General features: G+C 65.6%; 8 protein-coding genes and 2 pseudogenes. 4 read left to right on the top strand and 6 right to left on the bottom strand.

What is annotated here, in order from left to right:
- The first annotated feature begins 27 nt into the window (after positions 1 to 27).
- Positions 28 to 1248 carry a metallophosphoesterase gene (locus tag ACIQNU_RS24960; protein WP_401370347.1) on the top strand — a complete coding sequence of 407 codons (1221 nt, stop codon included), beginning with the start codon at positions 28 to 30 and terminating at the stop codon, positions 1246 to 1248.
- A gap of 56 nt (positions 1249 to 1304) precedes the next feature.
- Here the strand turns inward: ACIQNU_RS24960 and ACIQNU_RS24955 are convergent, their stop codons facing one another.
- Complete coding sequence (locus ACIQNU_RS24955) at positions 1305 to 1799, bottom strand: GNAT family N-acetyltransferase (protein WP_401370344.1); 495 nt, start codon at positions 1797 to 1799, stop codon at positions 1305 to 1307.
- Between the two features lie 385 nt (positions 1800 to 2184).
- Positions 2185 to 2519 (bottom strand): annotated as a pseudogene (locus ACIQNU_RS24950) (PIN domain-containing protein).
- A 1098-nt stretch (positions 2520 to 3617) separates the two neighbouring features.
- Here ACIQNU_RS24950 and ACIQNU_RS24945 point away from each other — a divergent pair.
- A pseudogene (locus ACIQNU_RS24945) lies at positions 3618 to 4199 on the top strand (transposase); the annotation flags it as partial.
- Between the two features lie 139 nt (positions 4200 to 4338).
- On the opposite strand, the gene ACIQNU_RS24940 reads toward ACIQNU_RS24945, so the two are convergent.
- On the bottom strand, positions 4339 to 4872 hold the full coding sequence (locus ACIQNU_RS24940) for a hypothetical protein (RefSeq protein ID WP_401370343.1): 534 nt from the start codon (positions 4870 to 4872) through the stop codon (positions 4339 to 4341).
- Positions 4873 to 5402: 530 nt separating this feature from the next.
- Between ACIQNU_RS24940 and ACIQNU_RS24935 the strand changes: the two genes are divergently transcribed.
- Positions 5403 to 6647: a tyrosine-type recombinase/integrase gene (locus ACIQNU_RS24935; RefSeq protein ID WP_401370544.1), complete on the top strand. Its 1245-nt coding sequence runs from the start codon at positions 5403 to 5405 to the stop codon at positions 6645 to 6647.
- Here the strand turns inward: ACIQNU_RS24935 and ACIQNU_RS24930 are convergent.
- The 3 genes from ACIQNU_RS24930 to ACIQNU_RS24920 form a co-directional block, all read right to left on the bottom strand.
- A complete protein-coding gene (locus tag ACIQNU_RS24930; RefSeq protein WP_401370340.1) occupies positions 6602 to 7084 on the bottom strand; it encodes an SMI1/KNR4 family protein in 483 nt (160 codons plus the stop codon). The two genes, ACIQNU_RS24935 and ACIQNU_RS24930, sit on opposite strands and share 46 nt — an antisense overlap.
- The gene (locus ACIQNU_RS24925) at positions 7084 to 13905 is read right to left on the bottom strand and encodes a polymorphic toxin-type HINT domain-containing protein (protein WP_401370337.1); all 6822 of its coding nucleotides are present in this window, start codon (positions 13903 to 13905) and stop codon (positions 7084 to 7086) included. Before ACIQNU_RS24925 ends, ACIQNU_RS24930 begins: the two co-directional genes overlap by 1 nt.
- Before the next feature lie 124 nt (positions 13906 to 14029).
- On the bottom strand, positions 14030 to 18235 hold the full coding sequence (locus ACIQNU_RS24920) for a LamG-like jellyroll fold domain-containing protein (RefSeq protein ID WP_401370542.1): 4206 nt from the start codon (positions 18233 to 18235) through the stop codon (positions 14030 to 14032).
- A 1098-nt stretch (positions 18236 to 19333) separates the two neighbouring features.
- Between ACIQNU_RS24920 and ACIQNU_RS24915 the strand changes: the two genes are divergently transcribed.
- Positions 19334 to 22711 carry a type ISP restriction/modification enzyme gene (locus ACIQNU_RS24915; RefSeq protein WP_401370336.1) on the top strand — a complete coding sequence of 1126 codons (3378 nt, stop codon included), beginning with the start codon at positions 19334 to 19336 and terminating at the stop codon, positions 22709 to 22711.
- The last annotated feature ends 26 nt before the right edge of the window (positions 22712 to 22737 follow it).

The raw sequence follows: 22737 nt of genomic DNA, 5'->3' as shown, positions 1-22737 counted from the left end.
CAGCCTGGTTGCTCAAGGAGGGGAAGCGTGACCGACACCGACGAAACCCGATCCGCCGACGGTGCGACGCAGGCGACCGAGCGGAGCCGACTACACCGCCTGATGCGCTACCTCCCCCTGATCGCCCCCGTCCTCCTCTGGACCGTGCCCTGCTGGCTCCTGCTGCACACCGGCCAGCACTGGCCGCTGCCTGTCACGCTCGCCGTCACCGCCCTGTTCGTCCTCGGCCTGATCGTTATGCCGCTCGCGATGGTGCGCGGCCACGGCCGACGCCAGCAGGACTGGGCGGCGATCGTCGGAGACACCCTGCTGGGCGCGAGCTGGACCCTGTTCACCTGGTCCGTCGTGCTCGGCGTCCCGCTACGGCTCGCCCTGACCGTGACCGGCGTCGGCGACGGCCAGGACCGGGCCCGGATCGCCACTTGGGCGGTCCTCGGCGCAGTCGCCGTACTGCTCACCTGGGGGTACGCCGAGGCCCGCCGGGTACCACGGGTGCGCCGCCTGGACGTGCAACTTCCGCGCCTGGGGGCCGGGTTGGACGGCACGCGCGTCGTCCTCATCACCGACACCCACTACGGCCCGCTCGACCGCGCCCGCTGGTCGGCGCGGGTCTGCGAGACGGTCAACACGCTGAATGCCGACCTGGTCTGCCACGCGGGAGACATCGCGGACGGCACGGCCGAACGCCGCCGCGCCCAGGCCACTCCCCTGGGCACCGTGCAGGCCACCCGGGCCCGGGTCTACGTCACCGGCAACCACGAGTACTACAGCGAGGCCCAGGGCTGGGTCGACCTGATGGACGAGCTGGGCTGGGAGCCGCTGCGCAACCGTCATCTGCTGGTCGAACGCGGTGGCGACGCCCTCGTGGTCGCCGGCGTGGACGACGTCACGGCCGAGTCCTCCGGCCTCGCGGGCCACGGCGCCGACCTCGCCGGAGCCCTGCACGGCGCCGACCCGGACCACCCCGTCCTGCTCCTGGCGCACCAGCCCAAGTTCATCGACCGGGCGGCGGCCGGCGGCGTCGACCTCCAGCTCTCCGGCCACACCCACGGCGGCCAGATCTGGCCCTTCCACCACCTGGTCCGCATCGACCAGCCCGCCCTCGCCGGCCTCAGCCGCCACGGCACCCGCACCCTCCTCTACACCAGCCGTGGCACCGGCTTCTGGGGCCCGCCCTTCCGCGTCTTCGCGCCGAGCGAGATCACCCTGCTCGTACTCCGCTCCCCGCAGCGGCCCCCCACGCCGTAGCGCCGGGCGGGTCGGCGGTCCCGCCCGGAGATGCCACGGTGCTCCGGCACCCCGCGTCATTCCGAAGGAATGCGGAACTCGAATGTGGGACGGTCCCACGGCACGGCGGGCGGATTCGCGCGCGCGATCCCGTTCCGCACCGCACCGACCCGGTGGTAGAAGTCCTCGGCGGGAAGATGTGACACGACCTTGACCCGGTCGACCCCGGCGGCACGGGCCTCGGACTGCATGTGCCCGACGAGCAGCCGTCCAATTCCACGCCCCTGCGCTTCGTCCGCGACGAACAACAGGTCCAGCTCCGGTGGAGCGAGGACGAGTGAGTAGAACCCGATGACCCGGCCTTCACCCTCGCCGCCACCGGCACCGACGGCCACGAAGGCACGGTGGGCTTCGATGTAATCCGGACCGACCCGGTAGCCCGCCACTGCCGCTGCGTACTTGCCCGCGTAGGCACCTGAGCCCCGCACAAGCCGCGTAAGCCGCTTGGCATCCCGCGCGACTGCCCTCCGTATCGTGATCGGCCGACTGATCGGGGAAGTACGTGAACTCATCGGAAGAGTATTTCGCACCGGGAAGTCCCTTCCTGCGACGGGTCGACTGCTCGGACGGACGTCACTGTCCGCAGCTGAAGCGCCAAATGAGCATCAACACGCCGCACAAAGCCTCATTGCAGCGTCAAGACATAGCCCGCAACACCCACACCGCACACAAGACGCACGCCCAAAACCCCAGCTCAGGCCCCCTTCGCGACCGGCTCTAAAATCGCTACGCACTCCACATGGTGCGTCATAGGAAAGGTGTCGGCTGGCGCGAGGCTGGAGAAAGATGCAGGTCGGATCAGGTTTCTCCGCCCTCTCGACAGGCTCGCGAGCGCCTTGAGCGTCAAACGAGCGTCACGGCCGCCAAAAACGCCACCTCAGACACACGTCGCCGGCTTCAGAGGGGCAGATCATCAGGGAGCACCCAAAAGACCTGGTGCCGGCCCAATGGGCGCACCGCGCGGAAGTCGCGACGGTCGAGGGTGAGGACGGCGTCAGTGTCATAGTCGGCAGCGAGAGCCACGTTCACGGCATCCGCCAGACCCAGGTCGAGGTCGAGGTAGCGAGCGCGCACGGACTGAGCGACCCCAAGTGGTCTTCCGTGATCTCGGGGACGGCGACGCGGCCACGGCGCATCCAGTTTCGAATGTCATCGACCGCACTGAGCGCCGCTTCGCGACCGAGTTCGCGAGTGGCGACGTGATCGATCTCGGCAAGCAGCAAGGGCGACATCACCAGCGGCCCAGCCGCCCAGCCGCCCAGCGGCCCAGCGGCCCAGCGGCCCAGCGGCCCAGCGGCCCAGCGGCCACGATGGCTTCGTTCGACGCCTGGTGTCCCGGGGGGCCTGGGTCTGACAGGCAGGGTGAATGCCAGAACGAGCGTCGCCAAGCCATCGACGCCCTCGGCAACGCACTCGGTGTGACCGACGACGACCCTGGCGCCCCACCCGCCACAGCCATCGTCCGCTGACGTAGCGTCAAACGTCGCAGAGCCCTCATCGGCATCACCGTCGATGAGGGCTCCGTCGCATTGCTACCAGACTTCGGTAACCCCATCTGAATTTACGGAGAAATGGTCGGAGTATTCCACCCAGCACACTCGGCTACGAATCGCGCAATCTGCCGACGCTTCGGATAATTGGAACGAATCCTAGAGAGGCGTTCCGCATAGACGTCCGCGACATCGGCACCTTCGTCGAACAACAGGCGGATATCTCCATGATGCCAGATTTCCTCGACTCCTCGAAGGGTCGTCTTAATCCCCTGAAACTCGCCCCTTGAGTATCCACCGCCGGCATGCAACAGGTCATCGCAGGAATCCCAAAAGTTTCCCACGCTTGATCTGATCCTCCACTCCCGATCGCTTGCAGGTAGCTCTTGCGACGCCACCAGAATAGCTACGCCAGCAGCTGTCGATTGAAAATAGGTCGGGGTGGACGAGTCCTCCAGAGAACCGATCTCGCTTCGCCAGCTCCTCAGCGAAGTTAGCTTCTCTGCACCTCCAGGAACCCCTGGAGCACTGCACCCGGCGACGATGTCGTCGATCTCTGCCAGGCGCGAGGCCCCAGCAACCTCAAGGATTGGCCTCATCCTGGCGAGAGACAGCCCTCCTGTAAGGCTCCACAGGTCCATCAGCGGACACCCCCTTTTGACTTCCTCGGATTCAACGTGCGCCGCTACATAAGCGGCAAACTGCTGATCTAACCGAGCGCAGCCGACCATCAGGCGGATCCGGGCCAGGCTGCGTGAGGAGTTCGTGCCCTGCGAGGCACGAAGGCCCTCGCGGTGCTGCGGACGGTCAATCCGATCGTACGCGGCTGGGCCGCCTATTACCGGACGGCGTCCCGCCCTGAACCAGGACGGGACGCTGCGTGATGGCGCCGAGGTCGCCGAGCTGTCCGGCATGGTCGACCTGGACGGCTACCCCGCCGACACTCGCATCGTCGTGCGCCGCGAACGACCGCGCCCCGGGGCCCAACTGTCTTGGTCGACCAGGACGAGGGCCTGCGGCATCAGGTGTTCCTCACCACCGCACCGAACTGTGGTGGCGGTTCCGCCCAGTTCCCCGAAGTCCGTCACCGCGGGCATGCCACCGTCGAAGACCACATCCGGTGCGGCAAGACCACCGGCTTCTACCGCTTCCCCTCCCGCGGCTTCAACATCAACGCTGTATGGCTCGAACTCAGCCTCACAGCGATCGATCTGCTGACGTGGATGCGCGTCCTGCTGCTGGAAGGCGAACTCGCGGCTACCGAGCCGAAGAAACTCCGCTACCGGGCTGCTGCACGTCGCCGCACGCCTCACCCTCGGTGACCGCCGTCTGCGATTGCGGATATCAGCGACCTGGCCTTGGAGAAACGAACTCACCACAGCATTCCACCGCCTCGCCGCACTGCCCCGTCCGGCCGACTGACCGGCAAACCCCTGACCACCACGACCCGAAGGACCCCGGCTCAGCCTGGGACCCAGAGGACTCAGGCAAGTCGGCCAACGGCGACAACGACGAACCGCCCATCCTGCGCCACCCCGCCGCTGGCCTTGCCGTCAGTTGTCTATCTCTCGGAGGGAATCTGTCGCAGCAATTCATCAGATAGAAATTGCATGAATCCCTCGAAATCTTGCGCGATCACCTGCGCCCCAGGCTCTTCCACCTCATAGACATCACCGATGAGGGATCCGCCTTCCAGTCGAACAATCTCTCCGGTCTGACGGTCGACGGCAATCAATGCGCCGCCACCGTCAGAGCCAAACACCGCGATAGTTCGGTTGGGCACGCTACGCACCTGCGTTGGCTGTGCTCCGCCAACCCCCTCAACCACGCACTCGGCCCCGTCGACAAAGAGCCCTGGACCGACATCAGGCAAGGAAATTTGAGCAACGTGCGAATAGAACTCGATCAAGTCCCTCGCGCCCGCGTCAGTCAGAACGGCTGCAAGCGCGTCGCGACCGTCGCCATAAGTGGCTCTTGACACATAATGCTCGCCTGGCGGATACCCATGCCGACTCTCGAACCCCGCGACAAACCGTGAGGCCAGGCACGACATTTCGTCGATCCAGCTATCAACGTTCGGCCCAAAAATAGTCACCGTATCTCCTATCGATCTACCCAGCGAAGTCCTCGATTTGAGCTCGCGAGGGATTCGGATTCATGTCATTAAACCATTTCCATTGGTTGGTTATTTCTTGATGGACGTTGGCTCCACGGGACTTCATTCTGCTGCCGGGCACTTCACGCATGTTCGATGGCGCATCAAAGTCAAAGTCACCAAACTCTCGGTGGTTTCGATACTCCTGCGGGATGGCATGGTGGGCGTCCCAAAGGACGCCTGGAACCTCCCTCGGTAGTTGCCGATGTCAATGGTGGGAGCTTCAGGCGCCTTACCCGTAGCACAAATGTTGCTGTTGTGTACAAGGACCGGTGTCTGCCCAGCCAGCACACAGTACGTGTGCTCGCCCGGCGGGCGCACCTGCATTTCTGCTGGTCAGCGAATTCTGGCCTGTTCGTGGGTGTGCGTGGAAGCGCCCTGGCGTACGCCCGTGTTGCCGTCAGACGGCTCCGCGCGTGAGGGCGGTGGAGTGGGCTTTGGCCGGTGTCCTGCCGGGGTTGGGGTCGGGCATGGCCAGGGGGCCGTACACTGGCCCGGCAAATCGGGCAGGTCGTGATCCTGCCCGGAATTTGAACGAGTGGCCCCCTGGCCTTGCCCGACGCGGGCCCCGGCCCGGGGAGGTGGGTAAAGCCCACGGAGCCGACCGACCCCACCTTCGGGCCCCCGCCCCGGCCAACTCCCCGCCGTTGCCTCGCCGTCGGCCTGGCGCTCGCCGTGCTGGCCCGTCCGGCTTCTCTGCGCTTCCGATCGTCCGCTGTGCTGCCTTTGCGCGGCCTGGTCGCTGGCCGGCCCGCGGTGGCGGAGCCGAGAGCGGGCCGGGTGGGCGGCCGTGCCGCGCGCGACCCGCGTCAGCGGGTCGCCTTGAACACGCCGTCCGCGAAGACGAGCTGCCCCGCAACGTCGCCCGGAACGTCAAGACCACCACGCACCAGCCCAGGCGCTTCCGGCCCATCACCGCGGCCGAGGCCCGCCAGTTCCTCGACGCCGCCCACACCGACCGGCTCCACGCACTCTACGAACTCGCCCTCCGCACCGGCCTCCGCAAAGGCGAACTCCTCGGCCTCCACTGGGAAGAACTCGACCTCACCACCGGAACGGCCAGCGTCCGGCGCTCGCTCCAGCGCACCCGCACCGGCGGCCTCACGCACCTGCCCACCAAGACCCGCGCGTCCGAACGCCGCATCGCCCTCCCCACCGAATGCCTCCGCTCCCTCAAGAAGCACCAGGAACGCCAGCACAAAGAGCGAGAGACAGCAGGATCAGCCTGGACAGACAGCGGCCTCGTCTTCACCACACCGACCGGACGGCCTCTCGACCCGGCCAACCTCACACGCCGCTTCCGCAGCTTCCTCAACCGGGCCGGACTCCGCCGCATCCGCTTCCATGACCTCCGCCACTCGACCGCCACCCTGCTCCTGGAACAGGGAGTCGACCTCGTCGTGATCAAGGAACTCCTCGGCCACGCCCACATCGGCGTCACCGCCGGCGTCTACGCCCACGTACGCCTCCGCCTCCATCGCCACGCCATCGACACGCTCGGCACCGCCCTCAGCCAGGGCGACGACGACCCGACGACCCACCCACCGCAGCCGTCGTCCGCTGACGTTGCCGTCAGCGTTTGCCGTCAAACACACAAGGCCCCCTCCGCATTGCGCCTGCGAAGGGGGCCTTCAAATGCCAACTGGGTCATTCAGTTGATTCCCGTGAATCAACTGAACGATTCCTGCTTAACAAGTCGCTCCAAGAAATCCTGAAACGAATCTGCGACTCGCCTGGGAATACGATCCTCATCGATGTATGCCACAGACGGTTCACCCGAAGGGCCACACTCTGAATAGTCGAGCATCACAGTGTCGTGACCAGCGGAAGGTGTATCGCAAATCACCACCCCGATAGGCGGATACTCCCACTCTGAAATCAGGTACGAGCTACCCCTGCCAGACAATGAGTCAATTCCCCAGGATCCACCGATCCCTCGGATCCCGCTGATCTCGAAGTGATCGTCGGCCCACGACGTCGGAAAAGTCGTAGGGCAGCAGCGCCGCCTCGGGGTCCCGCCGTTTCGGTGGAGCAACACCTCAACGTAGCTGCTGGGCAGATGCACGCCAAGATCTTCCTCGGCTCGGCGGATCATGTTTTCGTCGAGGGGAGGTCCAGTGTAGTAGTCACTATCCTCGAATAGCTCCGCCATCAGAAACCTCCCGTATGCCCAGTGTCGGCATGGATCTGCCTGTCAATGAGCTGCATGAGCCCACGATCTTGATGATGGTGCCATGTATAGCCAGCTGGAGTTTCACTCAACCCAGCCGCCTGATTGGCTAGTCTGAAGTCTCTAGGGCGACTGCCGGTGAGCTGAATCCGTACGTCCGGAACCTGCGGGTGACGCCATGCGGAGAAGTCAGGGAAACCATCTCCATCGAATGGAACACCCGTCTTGGGATGAACGTCTCCCGCGAGCTTTCCATTTCGTACCTTCGGCACTCCTCCGTTGGCGCAATCGCAACTTCCCGGATGTCCGGGAACGGCTCCGCCGCAATTGTGGACGAGTACCGGCGTGGCGCCTGCCAGCACATAGTACGTGTGAAGGTCAGCGACGGTGAGATTGTGGACAGTGGCGTCCTCGGCCGTCCGGCGCTCGATCGCGGTGATCTGGACCTTGGTGCCGGCGCTGGTCTTGAGCCACTGGCCGGCCTTGAGGTCGGTGGCGTCGATCCATTCGCCCAGCTCGGGGACCCAGAAGGGGTGGCCGTCTGTTGCGGTGATGGTTGCCGTACCGGTGCCTTCGTCGCCGTCGATGTCGACCGTGATCTTTACCAGACGCTTGGATCCCTCGCCCTTGATCTCGGCGGTGACGGTCTTTACAGCCGTCTCACCGGTCTCCGGGTCGGTTGCCAGGACCTGGTCGCCGTTCTTCACTTCCTCGATCGGCTTGGTGCTGCCGTCCGCCATCAGCACTCGCGTTCCGGGTACGAAGCTGTTGGGGGAACACGATTTTCCACGCATGCCCTTGGCTACGAGGCGTAGCTTGCTCAACCCCGGACCCAGAGCACCCAGCGCCCGCCAGGTCGCCTCATCCCAGTCCCCCTCGGAGGCTGCATGGATTCCGATGATCGAATCGGAGACCGGGGTGATTTCCGGAAGGATGAATGCAACCGCATCCAGAATTTCAGTCCAGTGCTGCTCCCGCGGTGTCAGATCGACCATCTTCCCGCAGCTGAGGCAGGAGCGGGTGTACCAGCGTCTTCCGTCGTTGCCTTCGACGTACCTCTGCCAGTACCAGCCGTCGCGCTGTCGGCTCCAGGACTCGTTGTGGGTAACAGGGACGCCGGACTTCGAGTAGCTCGGTACGCATCGGTCGGTGTTGCCGCCGCAGACTCCGTCCGGCCGAAGGCCGGTGGGATCGGACAGGGTGACGGGGTTGTTGTTGGCGTAGGTGTATCCGTGGCTCTGCTGGGGATCGGTCAGATCCATGATCGGGTCGACACTGATGAACCGACCGATGGACGGGTCGTATTCACGGGCGCCGAGGTGGGTGAGACCGGTTGACGTGGTGTCGTCGGTGCCGCCGACAAAACCCTTCGTGCCAGGCCAGTCGGTCGGCTCGGTGCCGCGGGTGCCACCGAAGACCATGGAGCGGCGTTGAGAGAGCTTCTGGGTGGCGGCCTCGATGGCGAGTTGGGCCGTGCCGTGGTGGTCGGCGAGAGTGATCGAGACACTGCCGTCGTCCTTCTGGACGGCCTGGTGGCCGCCGCCGAGGTCGAAGTAGCGGGTGGCCTTGGGAGTGGTTGAACCCTTGGCCAGGGTGACTTCGGTGCTGCCGAGGTACAGGGTGGTCGCAGTGGGCGTGCGGCCGATGAGACGGTTGCCCTCGGTGTCGTACAGGTACTCGGTGACCTTGTCGGACCCACCCTCGACGGGTTGAGTCACCTTGGCGAGACGGCCCTCGGCGTCCCAGAGGAGTGACTGGGTGTCACCGCCGAGCGTGCGGGTGGTGGTGTTGCCGGTCTCGTCGTAGCCGTAGCTGTCCTGCGCCGTGCCCGTCGGGCCGGTGGTGGTCACCGTGGACAGGGTGTGTGGCTGGGGTGCACCCGGGTCCGGATAGTCGTAGGAACGCTTGATGTCCTGGGCTGTGTCGCCGACGGTGTTGTGGAGGGTTTCGGTGAGGCGGTTGCCGACCGCGTCGTAGCTGTAGGAGTTCCAGTACGGAGCAGGTCCGCCCAGAGCGCTGCTGCTCGGGGCGGTGGCACACCCGGTGGTGTTCTGGGTCCATGCTTCGGTCAGGCGGCGCAGGTAGTCGTAGGTGAAGCACTGGTTGTCGGTGCCGGAGCGGGAGACGTCGGCCACCGACAGGACGTTGCCCGCCTCGTCGTAGCGGTAGGTGTTGCTCTGGTCGACGCCGGCGATTTCCTGGCGGTCGACGCGCGAGGTGGCCAGTCGCTGGGTGCCCCACTCGTAGGAGTTGGTGGCCCAGGTCTTCTTGCTACCGCTGTTTTCCAATTCGTACTGGAGCGGCTTGCCGGTGAGGCTGTAGCTGGTGGTGGCCTTGAGTCCCTGGCTGCCGTCGAGAATTGTGGGACGCAGCGTGGCGTCGTCGTAAGTGAAGACCGCGGTCGCGGCGGACAGGGCACCCGCGTTCGTGTAGCCGATGCCTTGTACGAGTCCGGACACGTTGTACGACATCGTCGTCAGATACGTGCCCTGGAGAGCACCCTCGGCGGACGGAATCGTGACGGACGTGCGCAGCGGCCGGTACTGCCGGTCGTACGCGACGACCTTGGACGTGTAGGCGTTGCCGCCTTCGTAGCGGCTCGACTCGGCCAGTTGCCCCTTCGCGCCGTTGATCGTGTCGTACACCCACTTCGAGCGCAGGGTGCCGGTGGACGAGCCTTCCCGTATCTCGGTTTTGCGGCCGAGGTTGTCGTAGCCGTACCAGAGCGCCGGGGTCTTCGCTCGGGAGTCCTTGGTGGACGTCAACTGACCTCGGTCGTCGTACTCGTTGTCCGTTCTGCCTCTGTCCGGATCGGTGACAACCTTCTTGCGTCCGAGAAGGTCGTACTCATACGTCCAGACGCTCTTGTCCGGGCCAGTGACCTTCTTCAATTCGCCACGCGGCGTGTAGTCGTAGAGTGTCGCGTCGAACGCGGCGCCCACAGTGCGCTGGTGGTGCTGGCGCAGTTCAGTCGTCTGATCGCGTGCGTCGGTCAGCGTGGTGGTGGCGGTGCCACCGACGGGCGGGATGACGGTGGTGCGGTCACCGCCGTAGATCGTCCTGGTGGTGGACAGCACGGGTCCGCCGTCGCCATTGCCGGCGATCTGCCGGGCCTCCGTCTGGCGTCCGAGACCGTCATGGGTGTAGTGGTTCTGCGTCTCGACACCGAGGGCGTCTTTCGGTTCGGACAGGACGGTGGCGGGGGCCCCCGCCGCGTGGTAGGTCACGAACTCTTTCGCGGTGAGGCCGCGTTCATCGTAAAAGGTGTCGGAGAGCAACCGTCCACCGTTAGGACCGGGTTCCTGGGTTTGGCGAGGGCGCTGGAAGCCGTCGTAGAGGGCATACGAGGTGCGCTGCACTCCCCGGTTGCCAAGGGTCTTGGTGCCCACCGCGACCGGTTCGTTGTCGGTGACGGAGTAAGTGAACTCGTAGGTGGGTGTCTGGCCGGTCAGCCGGTTGGCGAGCCAGATCTTGGACGAACGCCCCAACGCGTCGTAGCTGAAGGATATGACCTTGTCGTTGGTGTCGGTCTGTGTCAGCGGCAGGCCACGGAGGCCGTCGTGGGCAGTGCTGGAAGTCTGTGCCGTGGTCGCGTCGCCCGCCTTCGCCGGCGGAGTGGTGACCTTGGTAGTGGTGGGGAAGCCGGTGACGGGAGTGCGCACAGTCGTCGTCGTGCGGCCGTCGCCGCGTACTGCGCGCGTCGCCGTTCCGGTGGCAGAGACCGTCAGGTCGGCTGTGAGGTCGGTCTTCGTCAGTTCACGGCCATAGGCGTCGTAGGTGGCACCCGACTCCAGATAGACCGCCGAGGTGCCCTTGTACTCCTTCAGCACCGCACTCCCGGTCACATCCCCCTTTGTCGGGGTCGCGTCGTAGGCGCCGCCGTCGTAGGCCGTGCGCTCATCCGAGATCACGTCGTCGGGCCGGCTGACCGTGGCGTCACAGGACTTGGCGACGGCCTCGACGCGGGACGGCAGGGTGAGGATCGTGTCCGTGGCGGTGGCGGCGTACGTGGTGCGTGTGCACTGGTTGTCGGCGGAAGTGGAGTTGTCGCCGTAGTCGTCGACCTGGGTGATCCGCCCGGCCACCGTGTCGTGGGTGGTGGAGGCGGACGTGATGCGCCACTTGGCGCCGGCACCGTCGTCCAGGGAGGTGAACGTCTTGGTGTGTGCCGTGCCCGTGAAGTTGGCCGTTACCGCACCCCAGTCACGGTCCTTCTTCGCCGTCTGGTGATACCACGGTCGGTTGACTGTTTTGGACAGGACCTTCCCGTCCGGGCCGGAATAGCCGACGGTCTTGTAGGCGAAGCCGGCCGCCGCCTCGGCGTCGGTGATCGGGTCGCCCTCGCCCTCGCCCAGAGTGACCGTGACGCTCTTGGTTCCGCCGGTGGTGTCCTTGCGGTCGCCGTTCATGCCACGCAGGAAGTAGGTGTCCGCCTGCGACTTCATCGCCGAAGCGCCGCCCTGGCCGCCGGTCTGGACGCGCACCTGTCCGTACCCGCGCCACTGGGACCAGGTCTTGAACTTCTCCTTCGTCAGCCCGTCGTCATCATCGAAGTGCCATGCCGCGTCGCCCTTGTAGTCGTACGAGGTGACCTGGTCGGGTGCCCCGCCCGTTCGGTCGGTCGCAGTCACGGACTTGACGACGTACTTGTTGAACCAATGCAGTTCACGGTCGTCCGACGAGTTGATTCCGGTGTACTGAGGGAAGCAGCGGGTGGTGTTCGTCTGCGGAGTCGGGAGCGCGTTCCAGTCACAGGCCGCGGCCGAGTAGTTGACGTCGATCTGGCCACCCGATTCGTCGGCGACCGTGGACAGGCGGTCCTTGATGAAGGGGGCGTAGCCGTCGCCGGTCTTGTCCAGCCGGTTGGCGAGCTGGGTGTAGGCGAAGGTGGTCTTCGGCAGAGAGATGGCCGGGGTGGCGGTGGGCCCGGTGTGTCCGGTGCGCTGGACGGATTCGAGGAGGAGTTGGTAGTCGGTGTCGGCCATGCCCCAGCGGTGGGTCAGCTTCCACGAGTCGACGTCCTTGTACGCACTGCCGTTGTAGACCTGTGTGGTGACCTGGGTCAGCCGCTTGCGGGTGAAGAACGACGGCGAGAGACGTCCCTTGTCGCAGTCCTTGCCCGCATCGCAGTTCAGGTCCCACGGGGTGTCGTACCAGTAGGCCGCGTCCGTGGTGATGGACGAGCAGGTGGTCGAAGCGTTGGGCAGGCAGCGCTCACCGTTGGTGAAGTTGACCTTGCCCAGGGCCTTGGTGTCGTACATGGAGGAGGACTTCAGGCCGTACTCGATCCGGTCGAGCGTGCCGCCGCGGACATAGGAGGTGTTGTCCTTGGCCTCCAGATTGCGGCCGTAGGAGTTGGTCTCCTTGTCGTAGTAGTAGGCGATGGCGTTGCCGTGGACGTCGACGGCGTAGTCGAGGTTCCACCGCCATGCCTGCTGGCACCAGGAGGTGGCGAACGTGGCCTTGTTGCAGGGTTCGCCGGAGTTGTTGCCGTAGACGGGGACGGTCCACGTCGAGTCGGTGGTCTCCTTGCCGTCCGCCCAACCGGGCAGGCGGTTGTAGCCGAAGTAGTAGCGGGTGCCGCTCGGGTCGGTCAACCGCCAGTACTCGCCGTCGTCATCGCCGTTACCGCGGTCGGCCGACTTCAGACGGTCGATCTTGGTGCCGTCGTCCTTCTTGAGCTTCCAGGAGTTGGCGCCGTCGGGGACGAGTTCGCCGCCCTTGCCGTTGAAGGTGATGACCGCGTTGTCGTAGGCCCAGCACTGATCACCGGGTTTGTTCCCGTCCGCGTTCTTCACACCGTCGTCGGCGCACGGCTTGTAGCGGCGTTCGATGAAGCCGGGCCATAGGTTGAAGCCGTCACCCGCCCAGGACGCCTGATTGTTGGTACTTCCCGTACGCCCGTCGACCGAGCCCGACGAGTACGACAGCCCCACGCTCGGCTTCATACTCCCGGGCACATCGGGCACCGGCATGTCGTAGGACCAGGTGAAGTCACCTGTGTTGAGGCTGGTGTTCCACGCCGCCGACGCCGAAAGTGACGTGGCTGTGTAGTCCCCCTTGTCGCTCTCCGCTGCCGCGACTGCCGCCAGCACGGTGGGCGCGCCAGTCCTCAGAGCCACGCTCGGGATGGTCAGGGCCTGCTTCTCGGTGTCGTTGACACTCTCCACCGGCTTGCCGGTACGGCACTGTTGCCTCTCCGGTGTGGTGAGCGCGCATGCCGGCAGCTCCACCACCGTCAGACGGGAGGCATAGCCGCCTCCATACGCGCCTGCGAAGTCGGCGTAGTCAAGGTGAGCGCGCACGCGGCCGGCGCTGCTGACGGCCGCCTGGCCGTCCCGCGTCTTGGACCGAAGGGTAAGCAACAGGCCGTCGACGCCGGCCTTCTTCGCGGCCTTCTGGCCGAGGACACGAGCCTCGACGGCACCGCTCGCCGCCTTGGTACTGGCCTTCACACGAGTGTCGAGAGTAACGGGCACGCCTTCTGAACTGGCGGAGACGGCACCGCTCTTCGCACCGGCAGAGGGCAACTCCACCACCGAGGTCGCCGCCTTCGGCCATGCCGCTTCAGGAGCTGCCTTCGGGGTCCTTGGCCCCTTCATCAGCGTGCGCGGCTTGACCTTGGCGTCCACGCTCGGCACCGACTTCTCCGAACTGGGAAGGTCAGGACGGCCCTTCCCGTCGTCAGCCGCCACGGCCGACGGCGTCATGGCTTGGAGGAGCGTGCCGACCATCACGGCGGCCGAGGCCAGCGCGACACGTCGCCGCAGCGTCCTGAACCGCTTGCTCGATCTGCCGTTCATCCTGTCCTTCGTCCTTCGCTGAGTACGCCGACCGGCACGACCGGTTCGGAGCGGGGCGGAAGTTGAGTTGGCACACGCTGTGCGCTGTGACGGGCCCGCATTCCGGCCCCACACACCGGGAGAGTTAGTCGCCGCTGGGAACGTCTGTGGCCATGCCCGGCCTGCCGACCGCGAGTTCCGCGACCTGGGCAGCCGTCAATGCACCCTGGAACGCCCACACATCCGACACGGCACCCGGCCAGTACTCACCCCAGGTCCCGTCGGTCCTGGCGCGACCAAGGACCATCGAGCCCGGCGCCTTGAAGGCCAGCACGTCATCTGCCCAGGACAAGCGGTCCGTGCAGGCCGTGTCGTCGGACTCGCCGTCACCGTCGGCGTCCGCGCAGGCGACTTCTTCCAGCTCTCCGTTCACATAGAGGGAAAGCTGTTTCGCGAAGCCGTCGTAGACCAGTGCCAGATGGGTCCATTCGGCCGCACTGTAGAACTGACCGTTCTCCACCTGTCTGACCGTGGCATTTGCGCTGTCCGCACCGGCCATGGCGATCTGCCAGCGGCCGGGATCAGTGTCGGGGGTGGCACTTGGTACATAGCGGACCGCGAACGCGTTGTTCACCGCACCCGAAGCGCTGAGCAGCGCCACACCGGCCTTGGGTACCGCAGCCGCCTGAGCCCACGCCGTGACCGTGAAACTTGCGCCCGTGTCCACAGGTGGCACGGATGTCATCCCATAGTCGTCGACGCCGTCGAGCGTCACTCCTCCGTCGACCCACCCGGATCCGACCTCAGGTCCGCCGTACAGCGTCATGCCATTCCCGGCGGCCGACGCGTCCGGGGTCACGGGCGGTGTCCCCGAAGCGCCCTCGAACTTCCAGCGTCCCTTGACCAGCGCACGCTGCTTGAACAACTGCTGCACTTCAGCAGCCGACACCGGCCGGTCGAAGAGCCGGACGTCGTCGATCGATCCGGGAAAGTAGTTGGCGAGCTGCCCGTTGTACGAGCCGACGCCCAGATACATGGCCTGGTCCGCGTAGAACGCACCTGCCAGCTCCGTCCTGCCCGCCTCAGCACCATTCACGTACAGCGTCAGCATGTTGGTGACCGGGTCATGAACACCGACCAGATGCACCCACTCACCCACGTACGCCTTGGCCCCGTCAGGTTGCATGGCCCGCACCGGTTTCGCGTCCACGGCATCAGCGGAGTACTGATTGAACGCCCACCGGTCGTAAACCTGGGAGTAGTACAACTCGAAGCCGGGCGCGTACTGCCCCGCCTGCGCGGTGATGATCGCCGCACCGCCCGGCTTCTTGTCCAGCTTGGCCCACGCGGAGATGGTGAAACTGCGTGATGTGTTGACGTGAGGGGCTCGCAGCCGGCCAATCTTCCCGTAGGCGTCGGTGCCGTTGAACCGGGCGGCCTTGCCCGCTATACCGGGCACGCCCGTGGTCACGCCGCCGGAGTAGGTCGCCGCGACCACGCCGCCGTGGCCCACGATCTCGGTGGCACCGGCAGCCTCGTCCAGAGGGAACACGGCGACGGCAGGGCGGCCAGGGTCACCGACCGTCTGCTTGGCGTACAGCGTTCCGACCTCGCCCTGGACAAGCGGCTTATCGAACAGCTGCACCTCGTCGATGGCTCCGGGCAGGAAGTCCTTCAACGCACCGCTCGTGGAACCGGCCCCGATCTGCAGGCCACGACGCGCGTTCCAGCTGATGTTCTGTGTCGCCTCGCCCGCCAGTTGACCATTTACGAACAGTTGAAGCTTCTTGGTCACACCGTCGTAGGCGCCGGCCAGATGCGTCCATGCACCGGCCTGAACACCGCCTGGGGTACTGGCCATCGCCCGCACAATGGTCGCGCCGGGCTGGTCGTCGGCAAAGGTGTTGAACACCCAGCGGTCGTACGACGCCGAGTAGTACAGCTCGAAGCCCGCCGTGTGATTGCCGATCTGCGAGGCCACCATCGCCGCATGGTCAGGCTTCGAGTCCAGCTTGACCCAGGCGGAGACCGAGAAACCGCGCGTGGTGTCCACCACGGATAGATCAGTCGACGCATAGGCATCTGTACCGTTCAGCGAAAGCGCCTTCCCCAGCGTGCCGTCCACCCCGCTGGTCGCACCACCCTGCAGCGCAAGGGTGCGAGGCGGAGTCGAACCCTCCGCCTGGGCGGCGCCCGTCCCTTCGTCCAACTGCCATGTGGCACGCGCCGGCTGGCCCGTCTTCACCCGGAACTGGTACGTCCGCACCTCCGAGCCATTACCCGCCGCGTCGAAGGCTTGCGCCGTGACGAAGTTCAGCCCCGGCTTCGCCGGAAGAACCTTCACTGTCTTGGCCGCACCGCCCGACGTCGACACCTGATTCGCCGAAATCGGATCGCCGTTGAACCCCCAGCGATAGCGATTCACGTCCGTCGATGTCGACTTGAGCTCGAACGAACCGTAGATGCCCACGCCGTCGTACCACGGGTCATTCGGATCTTCTGGTGCCGAGGCCGGGTACTCACCGGACCCGATCGTCGGTGCCTTGGGAACCGACGTGTCGTAGACGAAGTAGCAGCCCGTCGGATCGCCCGCGTAGGACCACGGCGAGTACTGCGCTCCGTCGTACGAACGGGCATACCAGTGCACCGTCTTGTTGGCGGGGACAGAGGTGGGCAAGGAGATCGAGAACGTCGAGCCCGACTTCTTGGATGACGTCAGCGCCGGCTTCCACCGTGCGATGAGCCCCTTGCCGTCTCCGGCATCCCACTTGGCCTGGAACTGCACCGAGACGGTATCGCCGTCAGGGTCGGTGACACTGTTCGCGTAGATCTTGCCGAGGGTACGCACCCGTGCGGTGTCGGCGGGCTTCTTGCAGACGCCGCCGTACTCCATGGTCAACTGTGACATCTTGATCTGCGACGGCGGACGGTTGTACGTCACCCGCAGATACGCGTCGTCCGAGAACCGCTTCCACCCATAGGCGTCCGACTCGCTCGACGCCTGCATGCCGAACGTCATCGTGGACCATTTCTTGTCGGCGGCCTGCTGAACCGCCGACTTCACATTGAACTCCGCGTCCTTCGACGAGCAACCGTCGTAGCCGTACGCGAACGACTCCGTCTTCAGATGGTCGATCCAGAACCCGGACGCGTTCTGCGAGTTCCACGTCGTCGACGACGAGATGTCCTTCGTACGCCACAGTTGTACGCCCCTCGCGTCGCACGAAGCCGACCAGGTGTTACGCACCACGAACTCCGCCGACAGCACGGACTTCCCCGCGAACCTCGACACCGGGATCCGGTAGAACAGCCGCTTGGTGTCATTCGGCTTGCAGTACGACCAGTTGCAGTACCCCATGCCGGAATCCGGGTCGCCGTTGAACTTCCACTGCGGTGAAGTCGCCCAGTACTTCGACGCCATCGTCCACGCCGACGCCTTCGGCGAGTACCACTGCGGGTCGATGAACACCGGGTACACGGTGTCGTCGCCCTTCAGCACATCCGCGTCCGGCTTCAGGACCAACTCGTCCTGCCCGGCCGGCACGGTCACGGCGACGGGCGCCAGCTTCCCCGACTCCCCCGCACCCGGCTCTCCACCGCCGTCAGCAACGGCGGCTGCCGCAGCGGTCCGGGCGGACAACGTTTTCGCCTGCTCCGTGGACGTTCCCGGGCTGGAGTCCCACATCATCGGCTGCGGCGCCTCGAACACCGCACCGCCGGCACCCTTGTCGACGGCCTCCAGACCACCGGTGCTCGTCTTCAGCACATCCATGCCACCGGCGTCCAACTTCAGCCGCAGCTCGGCCAGCTCCTGGCTCGCAGCGGCCTCGGCCGACTTCACGACGAGCAACTGCGTGAACCCGTCTTCCTGCGCGCCCAGCCGAAGGTCGACGCCCGGGAGGACGTCCGGGTACGTCGCGGTGTCACCCTGCAACTGCGGCGCGGGAAGCCGGCCCGGCCAGGTCAGCGCCAGCTGCCTCCCCGCCTTCGTCATCCGCACCAGCGGCACGTCCCCACCGCCCGAGAACTCCAGGTCAACGGCCGTCACTTTCGGCGCGACCATGCCCGCTCCGGCCTTCGCCAGGCCGGTGTCGATCGCTTTCCACGCACCGTCCACACGCGCCCGCACGGGCCGCAGATGCTCCCTGGCCTCCAGATTCCCGTCCGGCGTCGCGAAGACTTCGCTGCTCTCCCCACGCAGGGAAGCGATCTCAACAGGCTCGCCCTCGCGCTTCGCCTGAGCCAGAGCCTCGGCTTCAGTCACCGCATCCGGGGCATCCGCACTGCCGGCGGTCGACGCCGCGGCGGGCGCTGCCTCACGAGGAGCAGCGGCCAAAGCGTCGCCCGGCATGAGCACGCTCAGCGTCACCACGGCGGACAACCCCAACCCGGCAACACGCAGACGTCTGCCCCCAGGCATGACACACCCTCCCCGCAGAGCCTCCCCAGACCCTGCCCCATCGTTACTGATCCTCTACAGATCGTGAACGAGACATTAAGCGGAGGTTCACGCGAAGGTCCAGGCCACCACAAACAGACATCACGGAACGTAAGAACGGAAACACCACAGAGGGCTTAGTGACATGCGCCACACGTAAATGGAGTTTGATGCTGGAATGCGAACGATTCCAGCCGTGCCGACCGAAATCGAAAGCACGCCTCCACTGAGGATCTGACACAACTCGCCACGATTTGCCGAATATGCGAGAAACGAGAGGCGCTGAACGCGCCGCAGGACGAGATATTCAGATCACGCCGACAACAGGCAGAGTCTCATCAGGAAACGACTCGACCTTGGGCCTGTGGACGCTCGCTTCAGCCAACGCGGGGTGTTTTAAAGTGAACTGACGGAGAATCAGACAACGCCTTTTAATCCGTGGGGAGCATCAGGCGCGTCGCAGATGCCGAGTGACAAAGGCTCCGAAAGCAGACTGTCCAATCCGCCAGGCCACTGCGGCAGTCGCTGCCAAGCCCGCCGCGCTCAGGAGGTCGAACAACACTGCCTGGATCCTTCCGTAGCGCGGACTGATCGAGCGAAGTTGGCGCGGGAGCGGGCGTGTCACGTTGATGACATGGGGCGGCCGCTACTCCCTCAGGCACGGCAGACACGGCAGGGAGACCCGGGCGGAGGAGGGGAAGAGCTGGGCCAGGGCTGGTGTTCACCCGGCTGTTGTGGCTGTTCAGGCGCCCAGCCCGGGAACTGCGCCGGTCGAGCCCAAGTTCGCACCGCTGTCACCTGCACGATCGCCCGTACCGTGCACCGATTGCGCTCCGCACGAGGACGCACACCAGGGACACACGCCCGGCCCACGCTCCAACCAGCCTCCGCGCCAGGGTCTTTGGCTACATGTCACCAATCGACCCACATCCCATGGAGTTTGCTACTTGGGATGTCATGGGCATTCTGTATGGGTCTGATCGTCGGCGTGGGTGCAGCCTTGGGGGGCCGATGGCAAGAGGGGACGCCTGGGCGCGGAAGGGCTCGACCGGACCGGTCGCGGATCTCGTCGCCCGGTTCGGCGAGGAGGTCCGGGCCAAGCTGCAAGGTCCCGCAGGGGCGGTCAGCAGTAGGGAGGACACCCTCACAGCGCCAGTGGAACAACTGCTGCGCGATATGGCCTCCAGGCAACGCCTCAAACTCATCGTCCACGGTCAGAGCCGTGTCAAAGAACTCGGGATCCGACCCGACTTCGCCATCGCCTGCGGCGGCAGGACCATAGGGCACGTCGAGCTGAAGCAGCCTGGCTCAGGGGCCGATCCGGAGAAGTGGTCGATCAAGACCCACGACCGAAAGCAGTGGGAGAAGATCAAGGCCCTCCACAACGTGCTGTACACCGACGGATACCAGTGGGCGGTCTACCGTTTCGGCGTACAGGTGGGTCCGACCGGAATCCTGGTCGGAGACCTTGATTCGGGTAGCCGGCAACTCGTCGTCGCGGACACCGGGTTCGAGCGTGCCCTCACGCACTTCTTCCTGCCGGCGCCCATCGTCCACGACAGCATCAACGAACTGGTCAAGCGCATCGCGGGAATCTGCGCCCTGCTGCGTGATGAGGTCACCGAACGCCTGATCTGCGAGGAGCACGGGGAGGCTGACGCTGCGTTCTCGATCCTGGCCGACAACTGGAAGGACCTGCTCTTCCCCGACGCTCGTCCGGAGGAGTTCGCGGACCAATACAGTCAGACGCTGACGTTTGCCATGCTGCTGGCTCGTCTTGAGCACATTGATCTGGGCAGGCTCACGCTCCCCGAGGTCGCGATCCGACTGGGCAAACGGCATTCCTTGATGGGCAAGGCGCTCGCGGTGCTGACGGACGACGCCCTCGACGATCTGCGGGGCATCATCGACCCGCTGATCGACGTCCTGTCGGCCGTCGATCCCGAGATGTTCAAGGACGAGACCGGAGACGCCTACCTCCACCTGTACGAGGGCTTTCTGAGCGCCTACGACCCGGCACTGCGACGGCGGACGGGTACGTACTACACAGCCGGCGAGGTCGTCCGCTTCATGATCGGCTTCACCGACGAGGTGCTGCGCGACCGGCTCGGCCAAGAGGACGGGTACGGAAGCGAGGACGTCACCGTCGTCGATCCGGCCATGGGCACCGGAACCTTCCTCATCAACATCATCGACCACGTCGCCAAGTCCCTGTCACTGAAGTACGGCAGGACGCTCAAGTCCGGACTTCTCCGGGAACTCTCGGGCCGACTGGTCGGGCTGGAGAAACAGACCGGACCGTACGCCGTCGCCGAACTCCGTGTACACCACGCCTTCCGGTCCCACGACGCCGACATCACGCGCCGCCCGCCGAGGCTTCTGGTGGCCGACACGCTCGACGATCCTGCCGTCGAGCACCACCTGGGCTTCATGTACGAGGCGATCGCCCGCCACCGCCGAATGGCGAACAAGATCAAGGCGGACGAGAAGGTCATGGTGGTCATCGGCAATCCGCCCTACCTGCGGGGTGCGAGACAGTCGGGCGTCGGACGCTGGGTCACCGAGGGCAACCCGAACGGCCAGGGCCCGATCCTCGCCCGCTTCCACCCAGAGGACAACGGACGCGTCGGATACGCCCTCGACAACCTCTACGTCTACTTCTGGGCGTGGTCCACCTGGAAGGTCTTCGACCAGTTGACCGCCTCGGGAGCGCCGAAGGCCCCCAGCGGGATCGTCGCCCTCATCACCAACTCTGGATACCTGGACAGCGAAGGCTCGGCCGGCATGCGCCACTACCTGCGCGAGGCCGCCGACGAGGGCTGGGTCATTGGTCTCTCCCCCGAGGGCGCCTACTCCGACACGCGCACCCGTGTCTTCCAGGATGTCAAGCGGGAGATCTGCATCGCCGTCTTCGTCCGCCATGGCGCCCCGGACGCGGGTACACCGGCGCGGGTCTGGCGACTCGACGTCCCCGCGGGCACACGCGAGGAGAAGTTCGACTGGCTGGAAGGGCTTGGCCTCGACGGCCATCGCGGAGGGACCTCCTGGCAGCTCTGCCCCACGCAGTGGACCGCGCCCTTTCACATCACGTCCGACTCCGAGTGGTCGGCAATGCCACCGGTGGACGCCCTGCTGCCCTGGACGAGCTCCGGCAACAAGAACAACCGCAACTGGCCCGTCTCACCCAGCCGGGACGTTCTGGAGAGGCGCTGGCACAGACTCGTCCAGGCTCCGGCAGACGCCAAAGCGGAGCTGATGAAGAGCACAGGAGACCGCCGTCCGGACAAGCTGGAACCACCACTGCCCGGCCAGCAGGAGACGGGCAGTCTTGCCGCAGAAAAAGAGAGGGTTCCGGTCATCGTCAAGTACGGACGGATGACGTTCGACCGGCAGTACATCATCGCGGACCGAAGAGTGATCGACCGACCGCGGCCGGCCTTGTGGTTCGCCCACAACGACCAGCGTCAGATCTACCTGTCCGAACTCCACACGGAATCAGGCCGTCCGGGGCCAGCGGTGAGTTTCACCGCCCTTCTGCCCGACATTCATCACTTCAAAGGCACCGAAGGCGGCCGCGTCGCCCCTCTTTACCGCCACCCCCACCAGGCTGAACCAAACGTCACCCCTGGCCTGCTGCGGCTGCTCACCAAGACGCACGGCGTGACGGTCACCGCCGAGGACCTCTTCGCGTACATCGCGGGAACAGCCGGCCACAGCGGCTACACCCGCCGCTTCGCCGCGAACCTCGCCGAGCGCGGTGCCCGTATCCCTATAACACGCGACCCGGCTCTATGGGCGGAACTCGTAAAAGTAGGCAGGCGCACGGTGTGGATCCACACGTACGGCCAGCGCTTCGCCTCCCACCACGACAGTTCACCTGGCTCGTCCCCGAGGCTTCCCCCGGAGGAACAACCGGAATGCGTCGTCGTGATCGGGGAGGGCGACGGGTTGCCTGAGGACATCTCCTACGACGCGTCCACGCGAACCCTCACGGTGGGCACGGGCTGCATACGTCCGGTGGCACCGGAAGTCTGGAACTATCGGATCGGCGGGGTACAGGTGATCCGCAAGTGGTTCAGCTTCCGCAAGCGCAAGCCAGACGTGGAGCGGCAGACCCCGTTGAACGACATCCTGCCCCCGACCTGGCCTTCCCGGTGGACCGTCGACCTGCTGGATCTCATCAACGCACTCGGGCTCCTCGTAGCCCTCGAACCCCGACAGGCTCGGCTGCTGGACGCCGTGAGCAGCGGCCCGCTCATCACCACGGACGACCTACGGGGCGAGGGCATCCTGCCCGTACCCGGCTACGCGACCAAGGAGCCGAAGCCGCCGCGGACGTCTCGACGCACCCCTGGCCCCGGTCAGGAGAGCCTCGACTTCTCGGACTGACACCCGCCCGGCCTGAGTGCCTGACA

The sequence above is a fragment of the Streptomyces sp. NPDC091292 genome (genome assembly GCF_044757265.1).
In the GTDB taxonomy this organism is placed as follows: Bacteria; Actinomycetota; Actinomycetes; order Streptomycetales; family Streptomycetaceae; genus Streptomyces.
Note: the sequence above shows the minus strand (reverse complement) of the source record. Positions and strands in the feature narration are given on the sequence as shown.

Coding starts and splice junctions, on each gene's coding strand:
- ACIQNU_RS24935 (WP_401370544.1), top strand. CDS start 5,403: ATGGCCAGGGGGCCGTACACTGGCCCGGCAAATCGGGCAGGTCGTGAT.
- ACIQNU_RS24915 (WP_401370336.1), top strand. CDS start 19,334: ATGGCAAGAGGGGACGCCTGGGCGCGGAAGGGCTCGACCGGACCGGTC.
- ACIQNU_RS24920 (WP_401370542.1), bottom strand. CDS start 18,235: ATGCCGGGCGACGCTTTGGCCGCTGCTCCTCGTGAGGCAGCGCCCGCC.
- ACIQNU_RS24955 (WP_401370344.1), bottom strand. CDS start 1,799: ATGAGTTCACGTACTTCCCCGATCAGTCGGCCGATCACGATACGGAGG.
- ACIQNU_RS24930 (WP_401370340.1), bottom strand. CDS start 7,084: ATGGCGGAGCTATTCGAGGATAGTGACTACTACACTGGACCTCCCCTC.
- ACIQNU_RS24925 (WP_401370337.1), bottom strand. CDS start 13,905: ATGAACGGCAGATCGAGCAAGCGGTTCAGGACGCTGCGGCGACGTGTC.